This is a genomic window from Amycolatopsis sp. lyj-109, from assembly GCF_046548995.1.
GTDB lineage: Bacteria > Actinomycetota > Actinomycetes > Mycobacteriales > Pseudonocardiaceae > Amycolatopsis.
This window is the reverse complement of the sequence record NZ_JAJPWR010000001.1, coordinates 860,773-876,727: the sequence shown is the minus strand read 5'-3', so window position 1 is coordinate 876,727 and position 15,955 is coordinate 860,773. Positions and strand designations below refer to the sequence as shown.

At 71.2% G+C, this 15,955-nt stretch carries 18 protein-coding genes; 15 read left to right on the top strand and 3 right to left on the bottom strand.

From position 1 onward, the window contains the following. Nucleotides 1-593 precede the first annotated feature (593 nt). The 4 genes from ACLJQF_RS03825 to ACLJQF_RS03810 all read left to right on the top strand — a co-directional run bounded on the left by ACLJQF_RS03825 (nucleotide 594) and on the right by ACLJQF_RS03810 (nucleotide 3,229). Nucleotides 594-1,181 carry a hypothetical protein gene (locus ACLJQF_RS03825; protein ID WP_410606793.1) on the top strand — a complete coding sequence of 196 codons (588 nt, stop codon included), beginning with the start codon at nucleotides 594-596 and terminating at the stop codon, nucleotides 1,179-1,181. A 54-nt stretch (nucleotides 1,182-1,235) separates the two neighbouring features. Continuing rightward, the gene (locus ACLJQF_RS03820; RefSeq protein WP_410606792.1) at nucleotides 1,236-1,772 is read left to right on the top strand and encodes a GNAT family N-acetyltransferase; all 537 of its coding nucleotides are present in this window, start codon (nucleotides 1,236-1,238) and stop codon (nucleotides 1,770-1,772) included. Between the two features lie 222 nt (nucleotides 1,773-1,994). Then, nucleotides 1,995-2,780, top strand: coding sequence for a DinB family protein (locus tag ACLJQF_RS03815; protein WP_410606791.1), 786 nt, complete (start codon nucleotides 1,995-1,997; stop codon nucleotides 2,778-2,780). A 137-nt stretch (nucleotides 2,781-2,917) separates the two neighbouring features. Next, the gene (locus tag ACLJQF_RS03810) at nucleotides 2,918-3,229 is read left to right on the top strand and encodes an EthD family reductase (protein WP_410606790.1); all 312 of its coding nucleotides are present in this window, start codon (nucleotides 2,918-2,920) and stop codon (nucleotides 3,227-3,229) included. Between the two features lie 28 nt (nucleotides 3,230-3,257). On the opposite strand, the gene ACLJQF_RS03805 is transcribed toward ACLJQF_RS03810, so the two are convergent. Further along, nucleotides 3,258-4,676 (bottom strand): M1 family metallopeptidase, encoded by a 1,419-nt coding sequence (locus ACLJQF_RS03805; protein ID WP_410606789.1) that lies wholly within the window; start codon nucleotides 4,674-4,676, stop codon nucleotides 3,258-3,260. Nucleotides 4,677-4,872: 196 nt separating this feature from the next. Here ACLJQF_RS03805 and ACLJQF_RS03800 point away from each other — a divergent pair, with 196 nt between their 5' ends. Beyond that, the gene (locus ACLJQF_RS03800) at nucleotides 4,873-5,736 is read left to right on the top strand and encodes a DUF1963 domain-containing protein (RefSeq protein WP_410606788.1); all 864 of its coding nucleotides are present in this window, start codon (nucleotides 4,873-4,875) and stop codon (nucleotides 5,734-5,736) included. 32 nt (nucleotides 5,737-5,768) lie between these two features. On the opposite strand, the gene ACLJQF_RS03795 is transcribed toward ACLJQF_RS03800, so the two are convergent. Together ACLJQF_RS03795 and ACLJQF_RS03790 are read right to left on the bottom strand one after the other, a co-directional pair. After that, nucleotides 5,769-6,299, bottom strand: coding sequence for a hypothetical protein (locus ACLJQF_RS03795; RefSeq protein WP_410606787.1), 531 nt, complete (start codon nucleotides 6,297-6,299; stop codon nucleotides 5,769-5,771). A 22-nt stretch (nucleotides 6,300-6,321) separates the two neighbouring features. Further along, complete coding sequence (locus ACLJQF_RS03790; protein ID WP_410606786.1) at nucleotides 6,322-6,669, bottom strand: GntR family transcriptional regulator; 348 nt, start codon at nucleotides 6,667-6,669, stop codon at nucleotides 6,322-6,324. Nucleotides 6,670-7,043: 374 nt separating this feature from the next. Between ACLJQF_RS03790 and ACLJQF_RS03785 the strand changes: the two genes are divergently transcribed. From ACLJQF_RS03785 to ACLJQF_RS03740, 10 genes are read left to right on the top strand one after another with little or no spacing between them, the layout of a single operon-like run. Beyond that, entirely contained in the window at nucleotides 7,044-7,976 is a 933-nt protein-coding gene (locus ACLJQF_RS03785) for a hypothetical protein (RefSeq protein WP_410606785.1), read from the top strand. Continuing rightward, nucleotides 7,976-9,433 (top strand): amino acid adenylation domain-containing protein, encoded by a 1,458-nt coding sequence (locus ACLJQF_RS03780; protein WP_410606784.1) that lies wholly within the window; start codon nucleotides 7,976-7,978, stop codon nucleotides 9,431-9,433. Before ACLJQF_RS03785 ends, ACLJQF_RS03780 begins: the two co-directional genes overlap by 1 nt. Continuing rightward, nucleotides 9,430-9,678 (top strand): acyl carrier protein, encoded by a 249-nt coding sequence (locus ACLJQF_RS03775; protein ID WP_410606783.1) that lies wholly within the window; start codon nucleotides 9,430-9,432, stop codon nucleotides 9,676-9,678. The genes ACLJQF_RS03780 and ACLJQF_RS03775 overlap by 4 nt, the downstream gene beginning before the upstream one ends. Continuing rightward, nucleotides 9,675-11,147 carry a class I adenylate-forming enzyme family protein gene (locus ACLJQF_RS03770; protein WP_410606782.1) on the top strand — a complete coding sequence of 491 codons (1,473 nt, stop codon included), beginning with the start codon at nucleotides 9,675-9,677 and terminating at the stop codon, nucleotides 11,145-11,147. Before ACLJQF_RS03775 ends, ACLJQF_RS03770 begins: the two co-directional genes overlap by 4 nt. Then, complete coding sequence (locus ACLJQF_RS03765; protein ID WP_410606781.1) at nucleotides 11,144-12,397, top strand: type III PLP-dependent enzyme; 1,254 nt, start codon at nucleotides 11,144-11,146, stop codon at nucleotides 12,395-12,397. Before ACLJQF_RS03770 ends, ACLJQF_RS03765 begins: the two co-directional genes overlap by 4 nt. A gap of 14 nt (nucleotides 12,398-12,411) precedes the next feature. Next, nucleotides 12,412-12,669 (top strand): phosphopantetheine-binding protein, encoded by a 258-nt coding sequence (locus ACLJQF_RS03760; protein WP_410606780.1) that lies wholly within the window; start codon nucleotides 12,412-12,414, stop codon nucleotides 12,667-12,669. Then, nucleotides 12,666-13,865 (top strand): acyl-CoA dehydrogenase family protein, encoded by a 1,200-nt coding sequence (locus tag ACLJQF_RS03755; RefSeq protein ID WP_410606779.1) that lies wholly within the window; start codon nucleotides 12,666-12,668, stop codon nucleotides 13,863-13,865. Before ACLJQF_RS03760 ends, ACLJQF_RS03755 begins: the two co-directional genes overlap by 4 nt. After that, nucleotides 13,862-14,344, top strand: coding sequence for a flavin reductase family protein (locus ACLJQF_RS03750; protein ID WP_410606778.1), 483 nt, complete (start codon nucleotides 13,862-13,864; stop codon nucleotides 14,342-14,344). The genes ACLJQF_RS03755 and ACLJQF_RS03750 overlap by 4 nt, the downstream gene beginning before the upstream one ends. Beyond that, nucleotides 14,341-14,955 carry a 4'-phosphopantetheinyl transferase family protein gene (locus tag ACLJQF_RS03745; protein WP_410606777.1) on the top strand — a complete coding sequence of 205 codons (615 nt, stop codon included), beginning with the start codon at nucleotides 14,341-14,343 and terminating at the stop codon, nucleotides 14,953-14,955. Before ACLJQF_RS03750 ends, ACLJQF_RS03745 begins: the two co-directional genes overlap by 4 nt. After that, a complete protein-coding gene (locus ACLJQF_RS03740) occupies nucleotides 14,952-15,944 on the top strand; it encodes a hypothetical protein (protein WP_410606776.1) in 993 nt (330 codons plus the stop codon). Before ACLJQF_RS03745 ends, ACLJQF_RS03740 begins: the two co-directional genes overlap by 4 nt. The last annotated feature ends 11 nt before the right edge of the window (nucleotides 15,945-15,955 follow it).

Below are 15,955 nucleotides of genomic sequence, written 5' to 3'. Positions count from 1 at the left end.
GCCGCGGCGGGCCACGGCCACGACGTCGTCACGGAACTCTCGGGGGTAGGGCTTGGGCACGGTGACATCCTTCCAGGCGAGGCGGCAGCCTCACACGTGAGGTGTCAACCAGACCCTGGGCAGACCCTCGCTTATCTCGTGCCGGTAACCGTAGGATCAACCGGACACTGCACATCATGGGTATCGTCCACTTCGCAATCCGACCGCAGGACGTGTCTATTTCGATGGGAAGAAGGCGGCGGGCAAGACCTCGATGGAAGCGATGCGCGCCCTCAAACGGCGCCTGTCCAACGTCGTCTACGCACGTATGCTCGCCGATCAGTTACGGCGTGAGGCGGCAGGCCCGGGAGGGCAATCGGGGACGACTCTGCAGTCCAGCGTGACCGGCCTGACCCCGGACACCGGCCCTTCGGACAAGCCACAACCCGAACCTGCCACCCGCCAGCCTACCCCCGCCACGGCCACCCCTTGACATAAAGGGGAGCCATGAGAGGACGTCAGCGCGCGAGCGGACATGAGACGGAGATCGTTGGGGTCACCAGAGCGGTTGTCGGTGCGGGGTATAGTCCCCGCTACGTGGATAGGATCGTGCTGTGACGAGTTTTCCCGCCGCGGCCCGCCGGGTCCATGACACCAGGCTCGCGTCGGAGGACAGGCTACTGGCGTTGCGGGATTGTGTGCTGTGTTTCGCGCCATACGGTTTCCGCGCCACCTGGCACCACTTGATCGTCAATGCAAGAGTACCGAGACGGCTCGACGACGATCCTTCTTCGCTTCTCCGTGCGGTGGACGAAGTGGAACAGGCCCGCCTGGTGTGGCAGGTGATGAGCGAGGACTACGTGACCCGTCGCCGGCGGGAAAAGGCGGCTGGACACCGGATCCCTCGGCCTTGTGATAACTGGCGCAGCTGGGCCGGCCTGATCGCCTACTGCCCCGACTTCGAGATGCACCCCACCGAACGACTGGCCGTTGTCGTCCAGCGGGTGATCGACGCCTTCGACTCCGGTGTCGATCCGCAGACCCGGTGCTGTGCTTGCGGGAGGCTGCTGGACGCGGACGCGCCGTGCCCTGACTGCGGAGTGGATCCCGCCGGTCCGTCCGCGCACCGCCCGGGGATTTCGGTACGCACCGCATACCGATGGCGCGAGGTGTGGCACCGCACGGCGACGACAGCACACTGACCCTGTCAGCGCTCGACGGCATGACAGGACGTTCGCCCATGGGAAAGTACTTCTGTGGAAACGGAAGTGACGCCCGGGCGTGAGGTCGTGCTGGAGACGGATCGTCTGCTGCTCAGGCCGTGGCGGGTGGCCGAGGCTGTTGTTCAGCGTGAGCTGTGGACCGAACGTGATCCACGAGTGCCGCAGCACCGGCGGATCGACGCGGATGGGCACCCCACGGTCGCCGAGCTCGAGGATGCGATCCGCGCCGGTCGGCGGTCGTCGGCCCGGTTGTTGGCGATCGAGCGGAAGGTCGCCGGCGACGTCATCGGCTACTGCGGCCTGATCGACGACGGGCGGGGGTTCGAGGGAGAACCGGAACTGGCGTTCGAGCTGCTGCGCCGGGTCTGGGGCCGGGGATATGCGACTGAAGCTTCGATGGCCGTCTTGGACTGGGCGAGATCGTCCGGGTATGTGCGGTTGTGGGCCACGGTGTGGGAGTGGAACACGGCATCCCGCCGTGTGCTGGACAAGCTCGGATTCACCGAGACCGGGCGTAGGGAGGTGGACGCAGCCCACAGCGCCACTCTGCTGACCACGAGACGGCTGTAGCACGATCGGTGTCGGCGTTGAGATCCGCGTGTCCGGGCGGGACGTAAAGGGCGCGCCCGCGGCCGTCGATGAGCGGGAAGGCCATGGGCGTCGAGCACGCCGTCCTGTTCCGCGTCCACGACCTGCAGGCACCACCGGAGCTCTGCACCGAGACCGTGGAGGACTGATTCTTTCTCGGCCACTCGCTCCGGACCATTGCCCAACCTGGCGGAGGCGTCATGAGTGAGCGAGACTGCTGCGATGGTTTCCCGATACACGCAGACCGACCGATTCCGCGGTGCTCGTATCCACCTGTGCGATCTCACCGGCCTTGAGATCCGCGATTGCGAGGTGGACGGTCTGAAGATCGTCGACTGCTACGGCAGCGACATCTATCTCGGTGGTGACTTCGAGCGCCTCGTCGTCAACGATGTCGACGTGACCGCTTACGTCGAGGCCGAGCTCGACCGCCGGCATCCCGCGCGGGCGCTGGCGCGGGATGCGGCGTCTCCCGAGGACTACCGGGCTGCCTGGGACGCCATCGAGATCTTGTGGGGCGCGACGCTCGACCGGGCAAGGCTGCTACCCGAAGCCGCACTGCACGAGCGGGTCGACGGCGAGTGGTCGTTCGTCGAGACTCAACGGCATCTGTTGTTCGCCTGCGATGCCTGGCTCGGCAACGCCGTGCTCGAGGAGGAAGGGCCTTACCACCCGTGGGGTCTCCCCGCCGGCGAGACGCCGCCGGGCGAGGTGGCGAACCTCGGTCTCACCCTCGAAGTCATCCCGACGCTCGAGGCGGTGCTAGCGCCGCGGCTGGCTCGCATGGCCGTGATGCGGCGCGTCGTCGACGAGCTCACCGAGGTCGAGCTCGACCGGGTGTGCGGTCGCAAGCCGACTGAGATGCATCCGGACCAGGAGTACGTCGTGCGGCGCTGCCTCAAGGTGGTGCTGAACGAAGAAGCCGAGCACCACCGGTACGCGGTGCGCGACCTCGCGACGCTCGAGGCAGGTGTGCCTCAACGGCAGTGAGTGTCGGGGTCACCGGTCCGATGATCGGCTCATCCGCACTGCACTTGATCTTGGCGTGAAATCTGATCTACTGTCCACCTCGCGTCGATCGCGCACTCCGGAGTGTCGTGGTCGCTCGCCGCCGAACGGAGGGTGTCATGCACAAGCTGGTGGTCTTGTATCCCGAGCCTGCCGATCCCGACCACTTCCGCGACTACTACGTGAGCAACCACCTCCCGCTGGTCACGCGCATGCCCGGCCTGCTCGCGTGGCGCTACAGCTTCGAGGTGGAATCGACGCCGGGGCAGACGCCGTACTTCGCGGTTTTCGAGGCCGAATTCGCCGACGCGGAGGCGATGACCGCGGCGAGGGAGTCTCCGCAGGGTCGGCAGGTGGCTGCCGATGTCGCCAACTACGCCACCGGTGGCGCGGTCGTCATCCACTATCCGGTCCAGAACGGCACCGGCTGAGCGTCGTGGTCGCGAACGTCGCAGGTGGTCAGAGCGCCGGCTTGCCCGGCTGGTAGAGCCAGGTGTGGAAGAACGAGTCGAGGTTGCGGTTGGTCAGCCGCTCGACGAACTGGATGAATTGCCGCGTCGAGACATTGCCGTACCGGTGAGCCGTCGGCCACAGGCTGATCAGCTGGAAGAAGGCTCGGTCGCCGATCTTCATGCGCAGCGCCTGCAGCGTCATCGCGCCGCGGTTGTAGACCAGGTCGTCGAAGATGTGATCGCGTCCGGGGTCGGCGACTTCGCCGCTCCAGTCCTTCTCGTCGGCGTAGGTCTTCGCGAAGGTCTGCTGCACGGGAACGTTGTTGAACTTCTCCTGGTAGAGCCATTCCGAGTAGGTCGCGAAGCCTTCGTTGAGCCAGATGTCCGACCAGTGCACCGGGGTGAGGCTGTCGCCGAACCACTGGTGGCCGAGTTCGTGGGCGAGCAGGTCGCCGTCGACGTCGCTGGTGTCCTGGTCGTAGACCGGGCGGCTCTGCGTCTCGAGGGCGTAGCCGACGCCGACGTCGGCGAGGATGCCGCCGGTCGAGTCGAACGGGTACTGCCCGTACATCGAGGATTCCCATTGGATGACCTCGGCCGTGGTCTGGTTGAACACCTTGCCCTGTCCCGGCTTGGTGTCGATCGACGCGCCGATCGCGGTGATGTTCGGCAGACCGCCGGTCGTCACGCCGCGGGTGACGTCGTAGTCGCCGATCGCGATCATGCTCAGCTCGCTGGCCATCGGCCGGTTCATGGTCCAGCGGAAGGTGGTCTGGTGATCGTGCGTGGTGGTGGGCCCGGGTTCGCCGTTGGCCAGCACGGTGAGTCCGGTCGGCACGGTGATGGTCTGGGTGTAGGTCGCTTTGTCGTCGGGGGTGTCGTTCACCGGGTAGTAGGTCGCCGCGCCGATCGGCTGGTTGAGCGCGATCGCGCCGTCCTTGGTGGTGACCCAGCCGGAGAGGCCGAGCGCGGGGTCGTCGATCTTCTGCGGGACGCCGGCGTAGGTCACCGAGACGACGAACGCGCTGCCCTTCCGCAGACCGCGCGGCGGGGTGATCACCAGTTCCTGGGCGCCGCTGCGGGTGAAGGCGGCGTCCAGGCCGTTCACCGAGAGCCTGCTGATCGTCAGCGGTCCCTGGAAATCCAGGTCGAAGCGGGAGAGGTTCTGCGTGGCCGTGGCGAGAATCGTCGTGGTCGCGTTGATTGCCTGGGTTCCGGGGTTGAACGCCAGCCGGATGTCGTAGTGGCTGACGTCGTAGCCGCCGTTGCCCATGTCGGGGAAGTACGGATCCCCGGCTCCGGGCGCACCCGGGGAGTACTGCGATGCCGGCGCCGCCTCCGCTGCGGGGCTCGTCGCGGCCAGCAGACCGGCGGACAGTGCGCAGGAGATGACCAAGTGGCCACGGTTGCGGTTCGCGCCTCGCATCGGTCCTCCTCGGCAATCATCGACGCTGAAGAGTAGGACCGATCCGACACGCGGATCAAGCCCGTTGTGGTGGCCTCGAAGTCCGGTTCGGCCGGTTGATGTGCCTTCGTACCACTGAGGTTTCTCGCCGCCCGCTCGAAACTGCCCGTCGACGTCCCGTCCGTTCTCGCGCGGGCGGCGTGAGCATAATGTCGTGATGAGTTGGGTGAGCTTTGCGGAAGCCTGCGCGAGGGTGCGGGTGCTGTGCGTCGAGCATCTGGGCGAGCATGTCGGGACACAGGTCGCGGCACTGGCGAAACCCGGGTTCGGGCTGCGTCCGCTGAAGCCGGGCATCACCGCGGCGGGCGTCGGCAGGTGGGGAGGTTCGGCGTTGCTGAATCCCGGCACGCCGTGGCCCGAGTACGACGGCGTTCCGCTCAGCCTGTTCGCCGTCCTGGACGTCGATGCGCTCGGGTCCTGGCTCGGTGCCGAGCGCCCACCCGACGGGCTGCTGAACATCTTCTGCTTCGATGCGGACGTCCGGCGCGGGTACGTGCTCGAAGGCGCGCCTCTCCGGGACATCGACGACCCGCGATACTGCCGGATCATCCCGGCGGACCCGGCGCTGGCGATCGAGGAGGCAGCACCCGCACCGGCAGCGATCCACGCCCCGGAGCCGTTCTACGCGGTACCGGTCGTGACGTTGCCCTCGATGTACGGAGTCTCCTACGACCCGGTCCTCGACAGTTTGGACTACGGCGACGAGACCGAAGACTCCGTCTACTACGGGTCGCTGCCGGGCTGGCTGGCTTCGGAGCGCCTCGGCGATCCCTGGCTCGAGTTCTGTGAGCGGGAGCAGGGTCTCTACAAGTATGAGGGCGTCTCCTTCTCGCCCGATCAGGCGTTCGGCTGGCCGCACCTGGAGAACAGCTTCCCCCAGCTGAAGGAGCCGTGCCGCCACCTCATCACCATCGGGCACCACGTCCTCGGCGATGGCGGCTACGTGCACTTCGTCCTGCCGCCGAAGGCGTTCCGCGACGGCGACTACGCGCAGGCAGTCGCCTTGTTCGAGGGTTTCTAGCCCAGGTCAACGGTATGCGACCGGGCGGGTGCTCACTCTTCCGCACTCCGTCCGGTACTTCCCCGCGTGGCTTCGTGGACGATCGTGGCCGCGGCGTGGGGGTCGGGGACGGTGATCGTCACGCTGCGGCCGGAGTACAGCGTCAGTCGCAGGGCGGGCCCCGTCCGGAGCGTGTAGTAGGTGTGGCGCGGGGTCCACCAGAAGCCGAGGGGCAGGCGCCACAGGGACGGCGGCAGGTCGGTGACCTCGGCGCGCTCGATCTCGTCCAGGCGGTAGGTGCGGCGTGGCCATCCGAAGGTTCCGCAGTGGACCGACACCCCGTTCGGGCCGGCCGCGGTCCTGACCCGCAGTCCGGCCAGGACGATGACGAGGACGACGGCCGCGGCCGTGAGGAGGGGGATGGCGGGGCCGGCCGGGGCGAGCCAGTTGCCGTGGGACAGGCTGCCGAGGGAGAGCAGCGGCACCATCAGGGCGGCGGTGAACGTCACCAGCAGCGGCCAGTTCGTCACGCGGCCGGTGTAGATCGCGTGCCGGCCCGGGCCGGGGAGTGCGGATGCGGTCATGGGGCGCTGTCCTCTCGGTGTGTCAGGTCAGTTTCTCGATGAGGCGGAGCAGGTCGTGGCGTCCCAGGCCGTGCCGGCGGGCGATGGTCACGAGCGCCTGGGCCGCTTCGGTGACCGGGGCCGGCTCGGTGACGGTGGATGCGACCCGCGCGCCGCGGCCTCGGCGGAACTCCAGTACGCCTTCTTCGCGCAGTTGCCGGTAGGCGGCCAGGACGGTGTTGCGGTCGACGGACAGGGCTTTCGCCAGTTCGGCCGCCGGCGGTAGCTGTTCGCCGACGGCGAGCTCACCCGAGGCCACGCCTCGCCGTACGCACGCCACGATCTGGAGTGGCAACGCTTCCCGTGACGAGTGATCGACTTCCCATCGCATAGTGCTAGTATTATTAGCACCATGTGGTCCGGGTGTCCAGGACCGCGGGCGGGGCCATGCCACTCCGTGAGACTCCGGCCGTGCGCCGAGCGGGTGAACTCTGCGTCGCCGCTACGCCGGACAGCTGTGCGGAATTGCTCCGTTCGCCGTCGTGGTTGGTTCGTATGCCCGGGTTTGTTCTTCTGTCGAGTGGTTATCCACCTGCATTCCGGTCGTTCGACCGGCGAATTCGCCGCGTTGCCCGGAAATTTTCAGTGCGGTACAAAGTAATTACACACCGCTTCGCCATTGGCGAATGAAATGGAATTTTCCATCGCGACCTCCCGGGGGGACCTGTGCCGAATCGTCACGCCTTCGTTTCCTGTGCTCGTCTCATGGGGCGGGTCGATTCCCCTTACATGGACTGCGTCTCGGACGTCGTGGCGCTCCTGCTGGCGCACGCCGGGGTGGCCGACGTGCGCACGCCGTTCGCCTACCAGTGGGCGTTCCGTGTCGTCGGCGGAATCGACGGAGTGCTCGAACCCGACCTGCCGCCGCTGGCCCGTGATCGGTCGGTTGCCCGCTTCACCGGATTCCGGCCAAAATGGACGGTCATCGAATCCGTGCCGGAATGCCTCGATTCTTGGGCGGCCGAGATCAACCGGGGCAACGCGGTCGCCGTCACCGCGGACGCCTTTTTCCTGCCGTGGCTGCCATATTTCGGAAATGAGCACATGGAACACGGATTCGTCGTCGAAGGCGTCGAAGGAGGGCGCGAACCCCTCCTGCACGTGGTGGACCCCTACGAAAACCGGACCCGCTGGGGGCACGCACGGCCGACGACGACCAAAGTGGTGCTCGGCGACCTGGGGCACGCCCTGGACCGGGGCGCCTGGGCGGTGCTCGAACCGTGCGGGCCCGCGGAACCGCTGGACCCCGAACGCGAGGTCCGGGCCAACTGCGAAGCCGTGCTCGCTTCCCACGCCGATGGCACGGCGGCCGCCTTCGCCGCGCAGTACGGCGAGCCGGACGAGGTCGCGCTGCACCGGCTGGCCCTGCAGAGCTGGCTGATCACCCGCGACCGGCAGCTGCACGGCCTCTGGCTGCGGGAACTGCCCGGCACCCCGGCACCCGGGTTCTCCCGCGCCTTCGACGAAACGGTGCTCCCGCGCTGGCAGAAGCTGCAGGAACTCACCTACATCGCGATCCGCCGCGTCGAAGCCGGCCGCTCGGCGCCGCCGGCCGTGCACGCGGCCCTCGAAGCCGCGCTGGCCGCTGAAGCCGAGCTGGCCGGCACCTCCCGCGCGCATCCGGAAGGAACCGCTTGATGCTCATCCACCAGCACATCTGGGCCCAGGCCCGGCGCACGCCCGGCGCCGTGGCGGTCGTCGAAGACGACGGCCGGTCGATCACCTACGGCGACCTCGTCCACGCCGCCGCCGCGCTGGCCGGGCAGCTCCGCGACCGGCCCGGCCGGGTCGCTGTGGTGAGCCGCAAGCGGATCGGCACCGTGGCCGCCTTCCTGGCCTGCCTGCGGGCCGGCCGCGCCTACGTCCCGATCGACCCCGCCCACCCGGCCGACCGCCGCGACTTCGTCCTCGCCGACGCCGGCTGTGCCACGCTGCTCGACGCCGAGTCCCTGGACGTCGACGCGCTTCGGGGACAGCCGGAAAGCGACCCGGCCCCGGTGGGCCCGGACGACGAGGCGTACGTGCTCTACACCTCCGGCTCGACCGGCACACCCAAAGGCGTCGTCATCACCCACCGCAACGCGGCGGCGTTCACCGACTGGGCCGCCGCCGAGTTCCCGCTCACCGCGGAAGACCGGGTCGCCGTGCACGCGCCGCTGCACTTCGACCTGCCCGTCTACGACCTCTACGCCGGGCTGCGCGGCGGCGCCGCCCTGCACCTGGTGCCCGAGCGGGCCGCACTCTTCCCGGCGGCGCTGGCCCGGCTGCTGCGCGAGCGGCGCATCACCAGCGTCTACGCCGTCCCGACCGCGCTGGCCGCGCTCGCCCGCCGCGGCGGCCTGACCACGGGCGACCTGCCGGAGCTGCGCCGGATCCTGTTCGCCGGCGAGGAGTTCCGGACCGCCGCGCTCGCCGAGCTGATGGCCCTGGTCCCCGGCGCGGCCGCGGCCAACCTGTACGGGCCCATCGAGACCAACGTCGTCACCGCCCACCGGCTGGCCGGCCCGCCGGACCCGGACAGCCGCCTCCCGATCGGCCGTCCGGTCACCGGTGCGGTCATCGGCCTGCGCGACACCGGCGGCCACGTCCGGTTCGACGGCGAGGGCGAAGGAGAGCTGGTCGTCGCGGGCGACTGCGTCACCCCGGGTTACCTGGGCCGGCCCGACCTGACGGATGCCGCGATCGTCCACTCCGGACACTTGCGCTGCTACCGCACCGGCGACATCGCCCGCCGCGACGCCGACGGCACGCTGCACCTGCTGGGCCGCGCGGACGGGCTGGTGAAGACCCGCGGCTACCGCGTCGAGCTGGGCGACGTCGAAGCCCACCTCGCCGCGCACCCCGGCGTGGACGGCGTCGCCGTGGTGGCGCTGCCCGACCCGGCCACCACCCACCGGCTGCACGCGGCGGTCGTCCCGCGCGCCGGCACCGACCACGAGACGCTGCCCGCGGACCTGCTCCGCCACTGCCGCACCCGGCTGCCGCACTACATGGTGCCGTCCCAGGTGCACGTCCTGTCCGCGCTGCCGACCACGAGCACCGGCAAGACGGCGAAGCGGGTGCTGGCCGAAACGCTCGAGGGAGACAGCCGATGACCGACACCCTGGCCCGGACCGTCGCCGACGTGCTCGGCGTGCCCGACACCGACGTCCTGTCCGCCGATTCCCTGTTCGATCTGCCCGGTTTCGACTCGATCGCCATCGTCTCGGTCCTCGAACGGCTCGAAGACGACCTCGGCGTCGAGGTGCCGGCCGAGCAGATCGTGCCCGAGGCCTTCGAAAGCCTCACCGCCCTGCGGTCGCTGCTCGACGCCGCCCTTCCGGAAGGAGCACACCCGTGATCCCGCGGTTGCTGCACGAACTGCTCGACCGGCGCGTCGCCACCACGCCGGACGCCCCGGCGCTGGCCCGCGACGACCTGCGCTGGACTTACGCCGACCTCGCGCGCCGGTCGCACACACTCGCCGGCTGGCTCGGCGGCAAGGGAGTCGGCCGCGGTGACCGCGTGCTGGTCGCCGCGCCGCACGACCCCGACACGGTGGCGCTGCTGTACGCGGTTTCGCGGCTGGGCGCGGCCTACGTCGTGGTCAGCGACCGGATCCGGCCGTTCCACCTCGACCACATCCTCGCCGACAGCGAGCCCGCGCTGGTGCTGGCCGCCGACGCCGCGGCCGAAACCGTCTCCCGCAGCACGGCGAAGGTGCACAAGCTGAGCGAGCTCCCGGCGACCGGGGACGCCGGGGAAACCGAGGTCCCCGCGTGCCCCGCCACCGGCGTCGACATCCTCAGCCTGATCTACACCTCCGGCAGCACCGCCATGCCGAAGGCCGTGGTCTCGACCCACGAGCAGGTGCTGTTCGCGGTGTCGGCGATCGCGGAGCGGCTGGGCTACCGCGCGGCCGACCGGGTGTTCTGCTGCCTGCCGCTGTCCTTCGACTACGGGCTCTACCAGGTCTTCCTCGCCGCCGAGGCGGGTGCCTGCCTGGTGCTCGGCGACGACTCCGCGGCGGGACCCGCGCTGCTGTCCATTGTGGAGCGTGAGGAAGTGACCGTGCTGCCGCTCGTGCCCGGCCTCGGCGCCACGCTGGCCCGGCTGGCCGCGCGGGCCGGGCGGTTCCCGGGCCCGCTGCGCCTGGTCACCAACACCGGCGCGGCGCTGCCGGCCTCGTTGTCGGCCAAGCTGAGGGAGTTCTCCCCGGGTCTCGACGTCGTGGCCATGTACGGGCTGACCGAGTGCAAGCGGGTGTCCGTCGAAGACCCGAACGCGTACCTCACCCGGCCCGGCTCGGTCGGGCGGCCCTTGCCCGGCACGGAGGTCCTGGTCCTCGACGACGACGGCGCCGAGCTGCCGCCCGGCCAGGTGGGCCAGTTCGCCGTCCGCGGCCCGAACGTGATGGCCGGCTACTGGCGTGCCCCCGAGCAGACCGCGCGGCGCTTCCCGCGCGACGCCTACGGCCGGGCGACCCTGCTGACCGGCGACCGCGGCCGCGTCGACGACGAGGGCTACCTGTACTTCGAAGGCCGCGACGACGACCAGTACAAGCAGGACGGGTTCCGGGTCAGCGCGGTCGAGGTGGAGGGGGCCGCGGCCGACGTCGACGGCGTCACCGAAGCCGCCGTGCTCCCGCCCGACGGCGACCGCCCCGCCGTGCTCGCGGTCACCGGCGCACTCGACACCGGGCAGCTGCGCGAAGGGCTCGCCGAGCGGCTCGAACCGCACAAGATCCCCGACCGGATCGAAGTCGTCGACGCGCTCCCGCACGGCGTCAACGGCAAGATCGACAAGCGCGCCCTGGAGGCTGCCCTGTGATCACCCCACTGCACGAAGAGATCGCGACCCGCCACGGCACGCCCGCGTTCGTCTACGACCTCGACGCCGTCCGCCGCGCCCACGCCGACCTGGTCGCCGCGCTGCCCCGTCCGTCCACTGTGTACTACTCGGTCAAGGCCAACCCGCACCCGCAGATCATCGCGCTGCTGCACGCGCTGGGCTGCGAAGCCGAAGTCAGCTCCACCGGCGAGATCGACGCCGCGCTCGGCGCCGGGGTGCCGCCGGAGGCCGTGCTGCTCACCGGCCCGGCGAAGACGCCGGAGACGGTCGCGCACGCCCTGTCCCGGGGCGTCACGCGCTTCTCGGTCGACTCGCCGGACGACCTCGCCCGCGTCGACGACCTCGCCGGCCGGGCCGGCGTCGAAGCCCGGTGCGCGTTGCGCGTCAACGCCGACGAGCCCGTACCCGGCGCGGGGCTCAGCATGACCGGGACGTCGTCGCAGTTCGGCGCGGACCTGTCGTGGGTGCTCGCCGAGACACCCCGGTTCACCGGGTTCGGACACGCCCGCGTCACCGGGCTGCACCTGTACATGGGCACCAACCTGACCGACGAGAAGGACCTGCTGGCCCAGTTCGAGGTCGGGATCGGCATTGCGGAGAAGCTCGCCGTGCTCTTCCCCGACCTCGCCGAGATCGACCTCGGCGGCGGGTTCGGCCTGCCGTACGCACGGGCGGGGGAGCGGCCGCGCTTCACCGGGCTCGCGGCGGCGCTGGAGGCCCTGCTCGACGACCGCCTGCCCGCGTGGCGCGACGGGGCGCCCCGGGTGTCGTTCGAGTCGGGCCGCTACCTCGTCGGCGACTGCGGGGTGCTGCTCAGCCGGGTGGTGGACGTCAAGGATTCCAAGGGCACCCGGTACGTCCTGCTCGACACCGGCGTGCACCACCTCGGCGGCATGTCCGGCCTGCGCCGCATCCCGTCGATCTCGGCGGACGTCCTGACCGGCGACGAGAACGAGGACGCGAGCACGGACGCCGGCAAGGACGAGGCCGAGGACGAGCGGGTGACGGTGGCCGGCCCGCTGTGCACCCCGCTCGACGTCCTCGCCCGCGGCGCCCGGCTGCCGAACACCGGGATCGGCGACCTCGTGAGCGTGCCCAACGCCGGCGCCTACGGCCCGACCGCCGGCCTGCTCGCGTTCCTCGGCCACCCGGCACCCGCCGAGGCGGTCGTCGACGGCGGCCGCCTGGAATCCGCGTCCCGGCTGCACGTCACCCGCAACCCGCTCTGACGAAAGGGAAGACCATGGACACCGAACGCTTCGACACGATCCTGCGCAAGTACCTCAAGAACCTCCCCCCGCAGCAGGAGCTCACCGCCGACGCCCGGCTCAAGGACCTCGGCCTGAACTCGATGCGCGCCATCGACCTGCTCTTCGACCTCGAGGACGAGTTCGGCGTCGAGCTGCCCGACGACGCGATGACCGACGACACGTTCGCCACCCGCGACGCCCTGCTGGACCGGGTGCAGCAGGCGCAGGACACCACGGCGGGTGCCGCGTGACGGCCCTCGCGACCGCCACGCCCACGCTCGCCGAGCGCACGGCCCGCGTGGTGGGCGTGCTCGCCGAGCACGCGCGGGCGGTCGACGACAGCGCCACGTTCCCGGTCGCCTCCCTCGACGCGCTGCGGGAAAGCGGGCTGATGGGCCTGCTGGTGCCGGTGGAGCACGGCGGCCTCGGCGGCGACCTGGCCGACCTGGCCCGCACCGCCGCGGACCTCGGCGGCGCGTGCCTGTCGACGGCGATGATCTGGGCGATGCACGGCCAGCAGGTCGCCGCGATCGCCGCGCACGCCGGGCCGCGGCTGCGCGCGGACCTGCTGCCGCGGATCGCCCGCGGCGAGGTCTACGTCGCCTCGGTCACCAGCGAACGCGGCAAGGGCGGGCACCTGCTCACCGCCGAAGCACCGCTGCGCCCGGACGGGGACCGGCTCGGCATCGACCGCGACGCCCCCATCGTCACCGGCGGCGCGGTCGCCGACGGGTTCCTGATCACGATGCGGGCCTCGCCCGACGCCGGCTACGACGACGTCTCGCTCGTCTACGCCGACCGCGGGCAGGTCACCGCCGAACCCGGCCGCGGCAGCTGGAACCCGATGGGCATGCGGGGCACGCACAGCGTCCCGCTGCGGATCACCGGGGACGTCCCGGCCGACCAGCTCGTCGGGGAGCCCGGCGGCTTCCGGGCGGTGGCCACGCGGACGTTCGTGCCGGCCGGGCACATCGGCTGGGCCGCCTGCTGGCTCGGCGCCGCGCGCGGCGCGCTCAGCTCGGTGCTGGGCATGATCCGCGACCCGCGCACGCGCGGTTCGTTCGACCCGACGTCGGAGCTGCTGCGACGGCGGCTGGCCCGCGCCCGGCTCGACCTCGACACCGTGGCCGCCCTGCTGGCGCAGGCGATCCGCGACGCGGCCGACGCCCGGGACGTCTCGGCCGCCGAGGCCCCCGACGTGCAGCTGCGGCTCAACGGGCTGAAGGTGCACGCGGCGGAACGCTGCGCCGCCGTGGTCGACGAGCTCGTCGAGCTGACCGGCCTGCGGCACGGGTACATGCGGGACTCCGCGCTGCCGCTGGAGCGCGTCCACCGGGACCTGCGCTCGGCGAGCCTCAACTACGCGAACGACCGGCTCTACGACGCCAACGGGGCGATCGCGCTGCTGGACCGGACCGTGACGCTGGCCTGGGCGGGCCGGCCGTGAGCGCGCCGGCGGGCGACCGGCTCGCGTTCCGGACCCTGATGGCCCAGTGGCCGACCGGCGCCACCATCGTGTCCACTTCGGACGACTCCGGACCGGCCGGCTGCACGGTGAGCGCCATGATGTCCCTTTCGGACAGTCCACCGCTGGTGGTCGTCTCGCTGCTGACCCGCAGCGCGACACTGGCGGCGATCCGCCGGGCGGGCCGCTTCGGGATCACCGTGCTCAGCTCCGCCCAGGCCGGGCTGTGCGCCGACTTCGCGCGGCTGCCGCTGACCGAACGCTTCTCGGCCGCCGAGTTGCGGGAGGTCGGCGGGCTACCGCTGCCGACCGGCGGGGTCGCGGCGCTGACCTGCGAGCTCGCCGACGAACTGCCGTACGCCGACCACGTCCTGCTCGTCGGCGCGCCGACCTGGACGGAGATCCGCGAGGACCGGGACCCGCTGCTGGTGCACCGGCGCGAGCTGAAGGCCGTGTCGTGACCGCCGTCGAGGTGGCGCCCGGGGTGCACCTGACGGCCGCGCCGGCCGATGCGGCGCTGGCGGAGCTGCCGGTGCCGGACTGGGCGGCCCGCGAAGCCCGCGCCATGGCACCGCGCCGGGCCCGCGAATACGTCGCCGTGCGGGCGCTGTACGTCCGGCTGATGTCCGAAGTGGAGGGTACGGCGAGCCCGCTGTCCCGCACCGGGCGCGGAAAACCGGTCGTGCCCGGCCGGCCCGGCCTGCACGTCAGCCTGGCGCACTCCGATGACGTCGTCGCGGTGGCGGTGGCGCGCGGCCGGGACGTGGGCGTCGACGTGCAGGACGCGGGGCTGCCCGGGCCGGCGATGCTGCGGCGGTGCTGCCCGGGAGAAGCCGGGCGGATGACGGCCGAGCCGGCGGCCGGCGGGCGGGACTTCGCCCGCGTGTGGGCCGCCCAGGAGGCCTGCGTCAAGGCGACCGGGCAGGGCATCGCGGGCCGGCCCTGGCGCATTCCCGTCACCGCGGCGGCCGCGAGCGGCCGCTGGCAGGACCTCACGTGGACGCAGCTGCGGGACCGCGCAAGCGCTTTCGCGCTGTGCTGCGCCTACGCCGACCGAACGGAGGGGCGATGACCGACGGTCTGAGCTGCTACACCGCCAATCTGGCGGCTTACCTGGAGCACCACGGCACGCCCGGTGCCGCGGACGCGATCGCCGTGTCCGTGCGGCTGGCCGTCGACCTGCGCCGGCCCGACGGGCTCGTCGCGGTCTCGCACCACGACCGCCCGCTGGACCGGATGGGCGACGGCACCCGCCTCACCTACCGGGGCCACGACGACTTCGCCGGGTTCCGCGCCGACCTGGACCGGGAGCTGCGGCAGTACGGGTGTGCCCTGGTCGTCGGCTACAGCACCCAGCTGCCCTGGGCCGCGCAGCGGGAGGGGACCGCGGCCCCGCACTTCCTGCTCGTCGACGGCTTCGAGAACAGCGCAGGGGACGGCCGCTGGCACGTCGAAGACCGCTTCACCGGCCTGATGACGTCGGGACAGCACCAAGAGCCGTTCACCGGCTGGATCGGCGAGCCCGACCTGGACCGCCTGACGCGCCGGGAGGGGCCGGAGCCGGCGAAGCACCACCTGCGCAACACGCTCGCGTTCGGCTTCGAGAACCCCGCCCCGGCCGGCTGCCGCCACCTGCTGCTGCGCCGGAAGTCCCGGCCGGTGCACCCGAACCCGCTGCCCGCGCACTGGGTGACCGGGACCGTCGAGGCTCTCGGCGCGCTCGGGACGCACCTGGCCGACAGCGACGCGCTGGTCCGCGACCCCGACGTCGTCGACGACTGCTGGGCGGCGGCCCAGCACCACCTGTGCAGTCACCGGCGCCTCGGCAGGCACCTCGGGTTCCGGACCACGGGCGAGCACCGGCGCGCCGCGCTCGAAGAAGCCGTGAAGTGCTGGGAAAAGCTGCCGCGGACGCTGCGCTTCGCCGCGACGTCGGCGCGGCGCGGCCGGTCCCGGCCCACGCTCGTGCGCGCGGCGTTCACCGAGCTCGCCGAGCGCGAACACGAAGCAGCCCAGGCTCTCACCGGCGCCGTTCTGGTGGCCGCCGGTGCGAGCGACTGACATCGAGGAGG

Bases quoted from the DNA above. Each gene is read 5' to 3' on its own strand.
- ACLJQF_RS03740 (WP_410606776.1), top strand. From the start codon at position 14,952: ATGACCGACGGTCTGAGCTGCTACACCGCCAATCTGGCGGCTTACCTG.
- ACLJQF_RS03800 (WP_410606788.1), top strand. From the start codon at position 4,873: ATGAGTTGGGTGAGCTTTGCGGAAGCCTGCGCGAGGGTGCGGGTGCTG.
- ACLJQF_RS03760 (WP_410606780.1), top strand. From the start codon at position 12,412: ATGGACACCGAACGCTTCGACACGATCCTGCGCAAGTACCTCAAGAAC.
- ACLJQF_RS03795 (WP_410606787.1), bottom strand. From the start codon at position 6,299: ATGACCGCATCCGCACTCCCCGGCCCGGGCCGGCACGCGATCTACACC.
- ACLJQF_RS03790 (WP_410606786.1), bottom strand. From the start codon at position 6,669: ATGCGATGGGAAGTCGATCACTCGTCACGGGAAGCGTTGCCACTCCAG.
- ACLJQF_RS03775 (WP_410606783.1), top strand. From the start codon at position 9,430: ATGACCGACACCCTGGCCCGGACCGTCGCCGACGTGCTCGGCGTGCCC.
- ACLJQF_RS03805 (WP_410606789.1), bottom strand. From the start codon at position 4,676: ATGCGAGGCGCGAACCGCAACCGTGGCCACTTGGTCATCTCCTGCGCA.
- ACLJQF_RS03780 (WP_410606784.1), top strand. From the start codon at position 7,976: ATGCTCATCCACCAGCACATCTGGGCCCAGGCCCGGCGCACGCCCGGC.
- ACLJQF_RS03810 (WP_410606790.1), top strand. From the start codon at position 2,918: ATGCACAAGCTGGTGGTCTTGTATCCCGAGCCTGCCGATCCCGACCAC.
- ACLJQF_RS03785 (WP_410606785.1), top strand. From the start codon at position 7,044: ATGGGGCGGGTCGATTCCCCTTACATGGACTGCGTCTCGGACGTCGTG.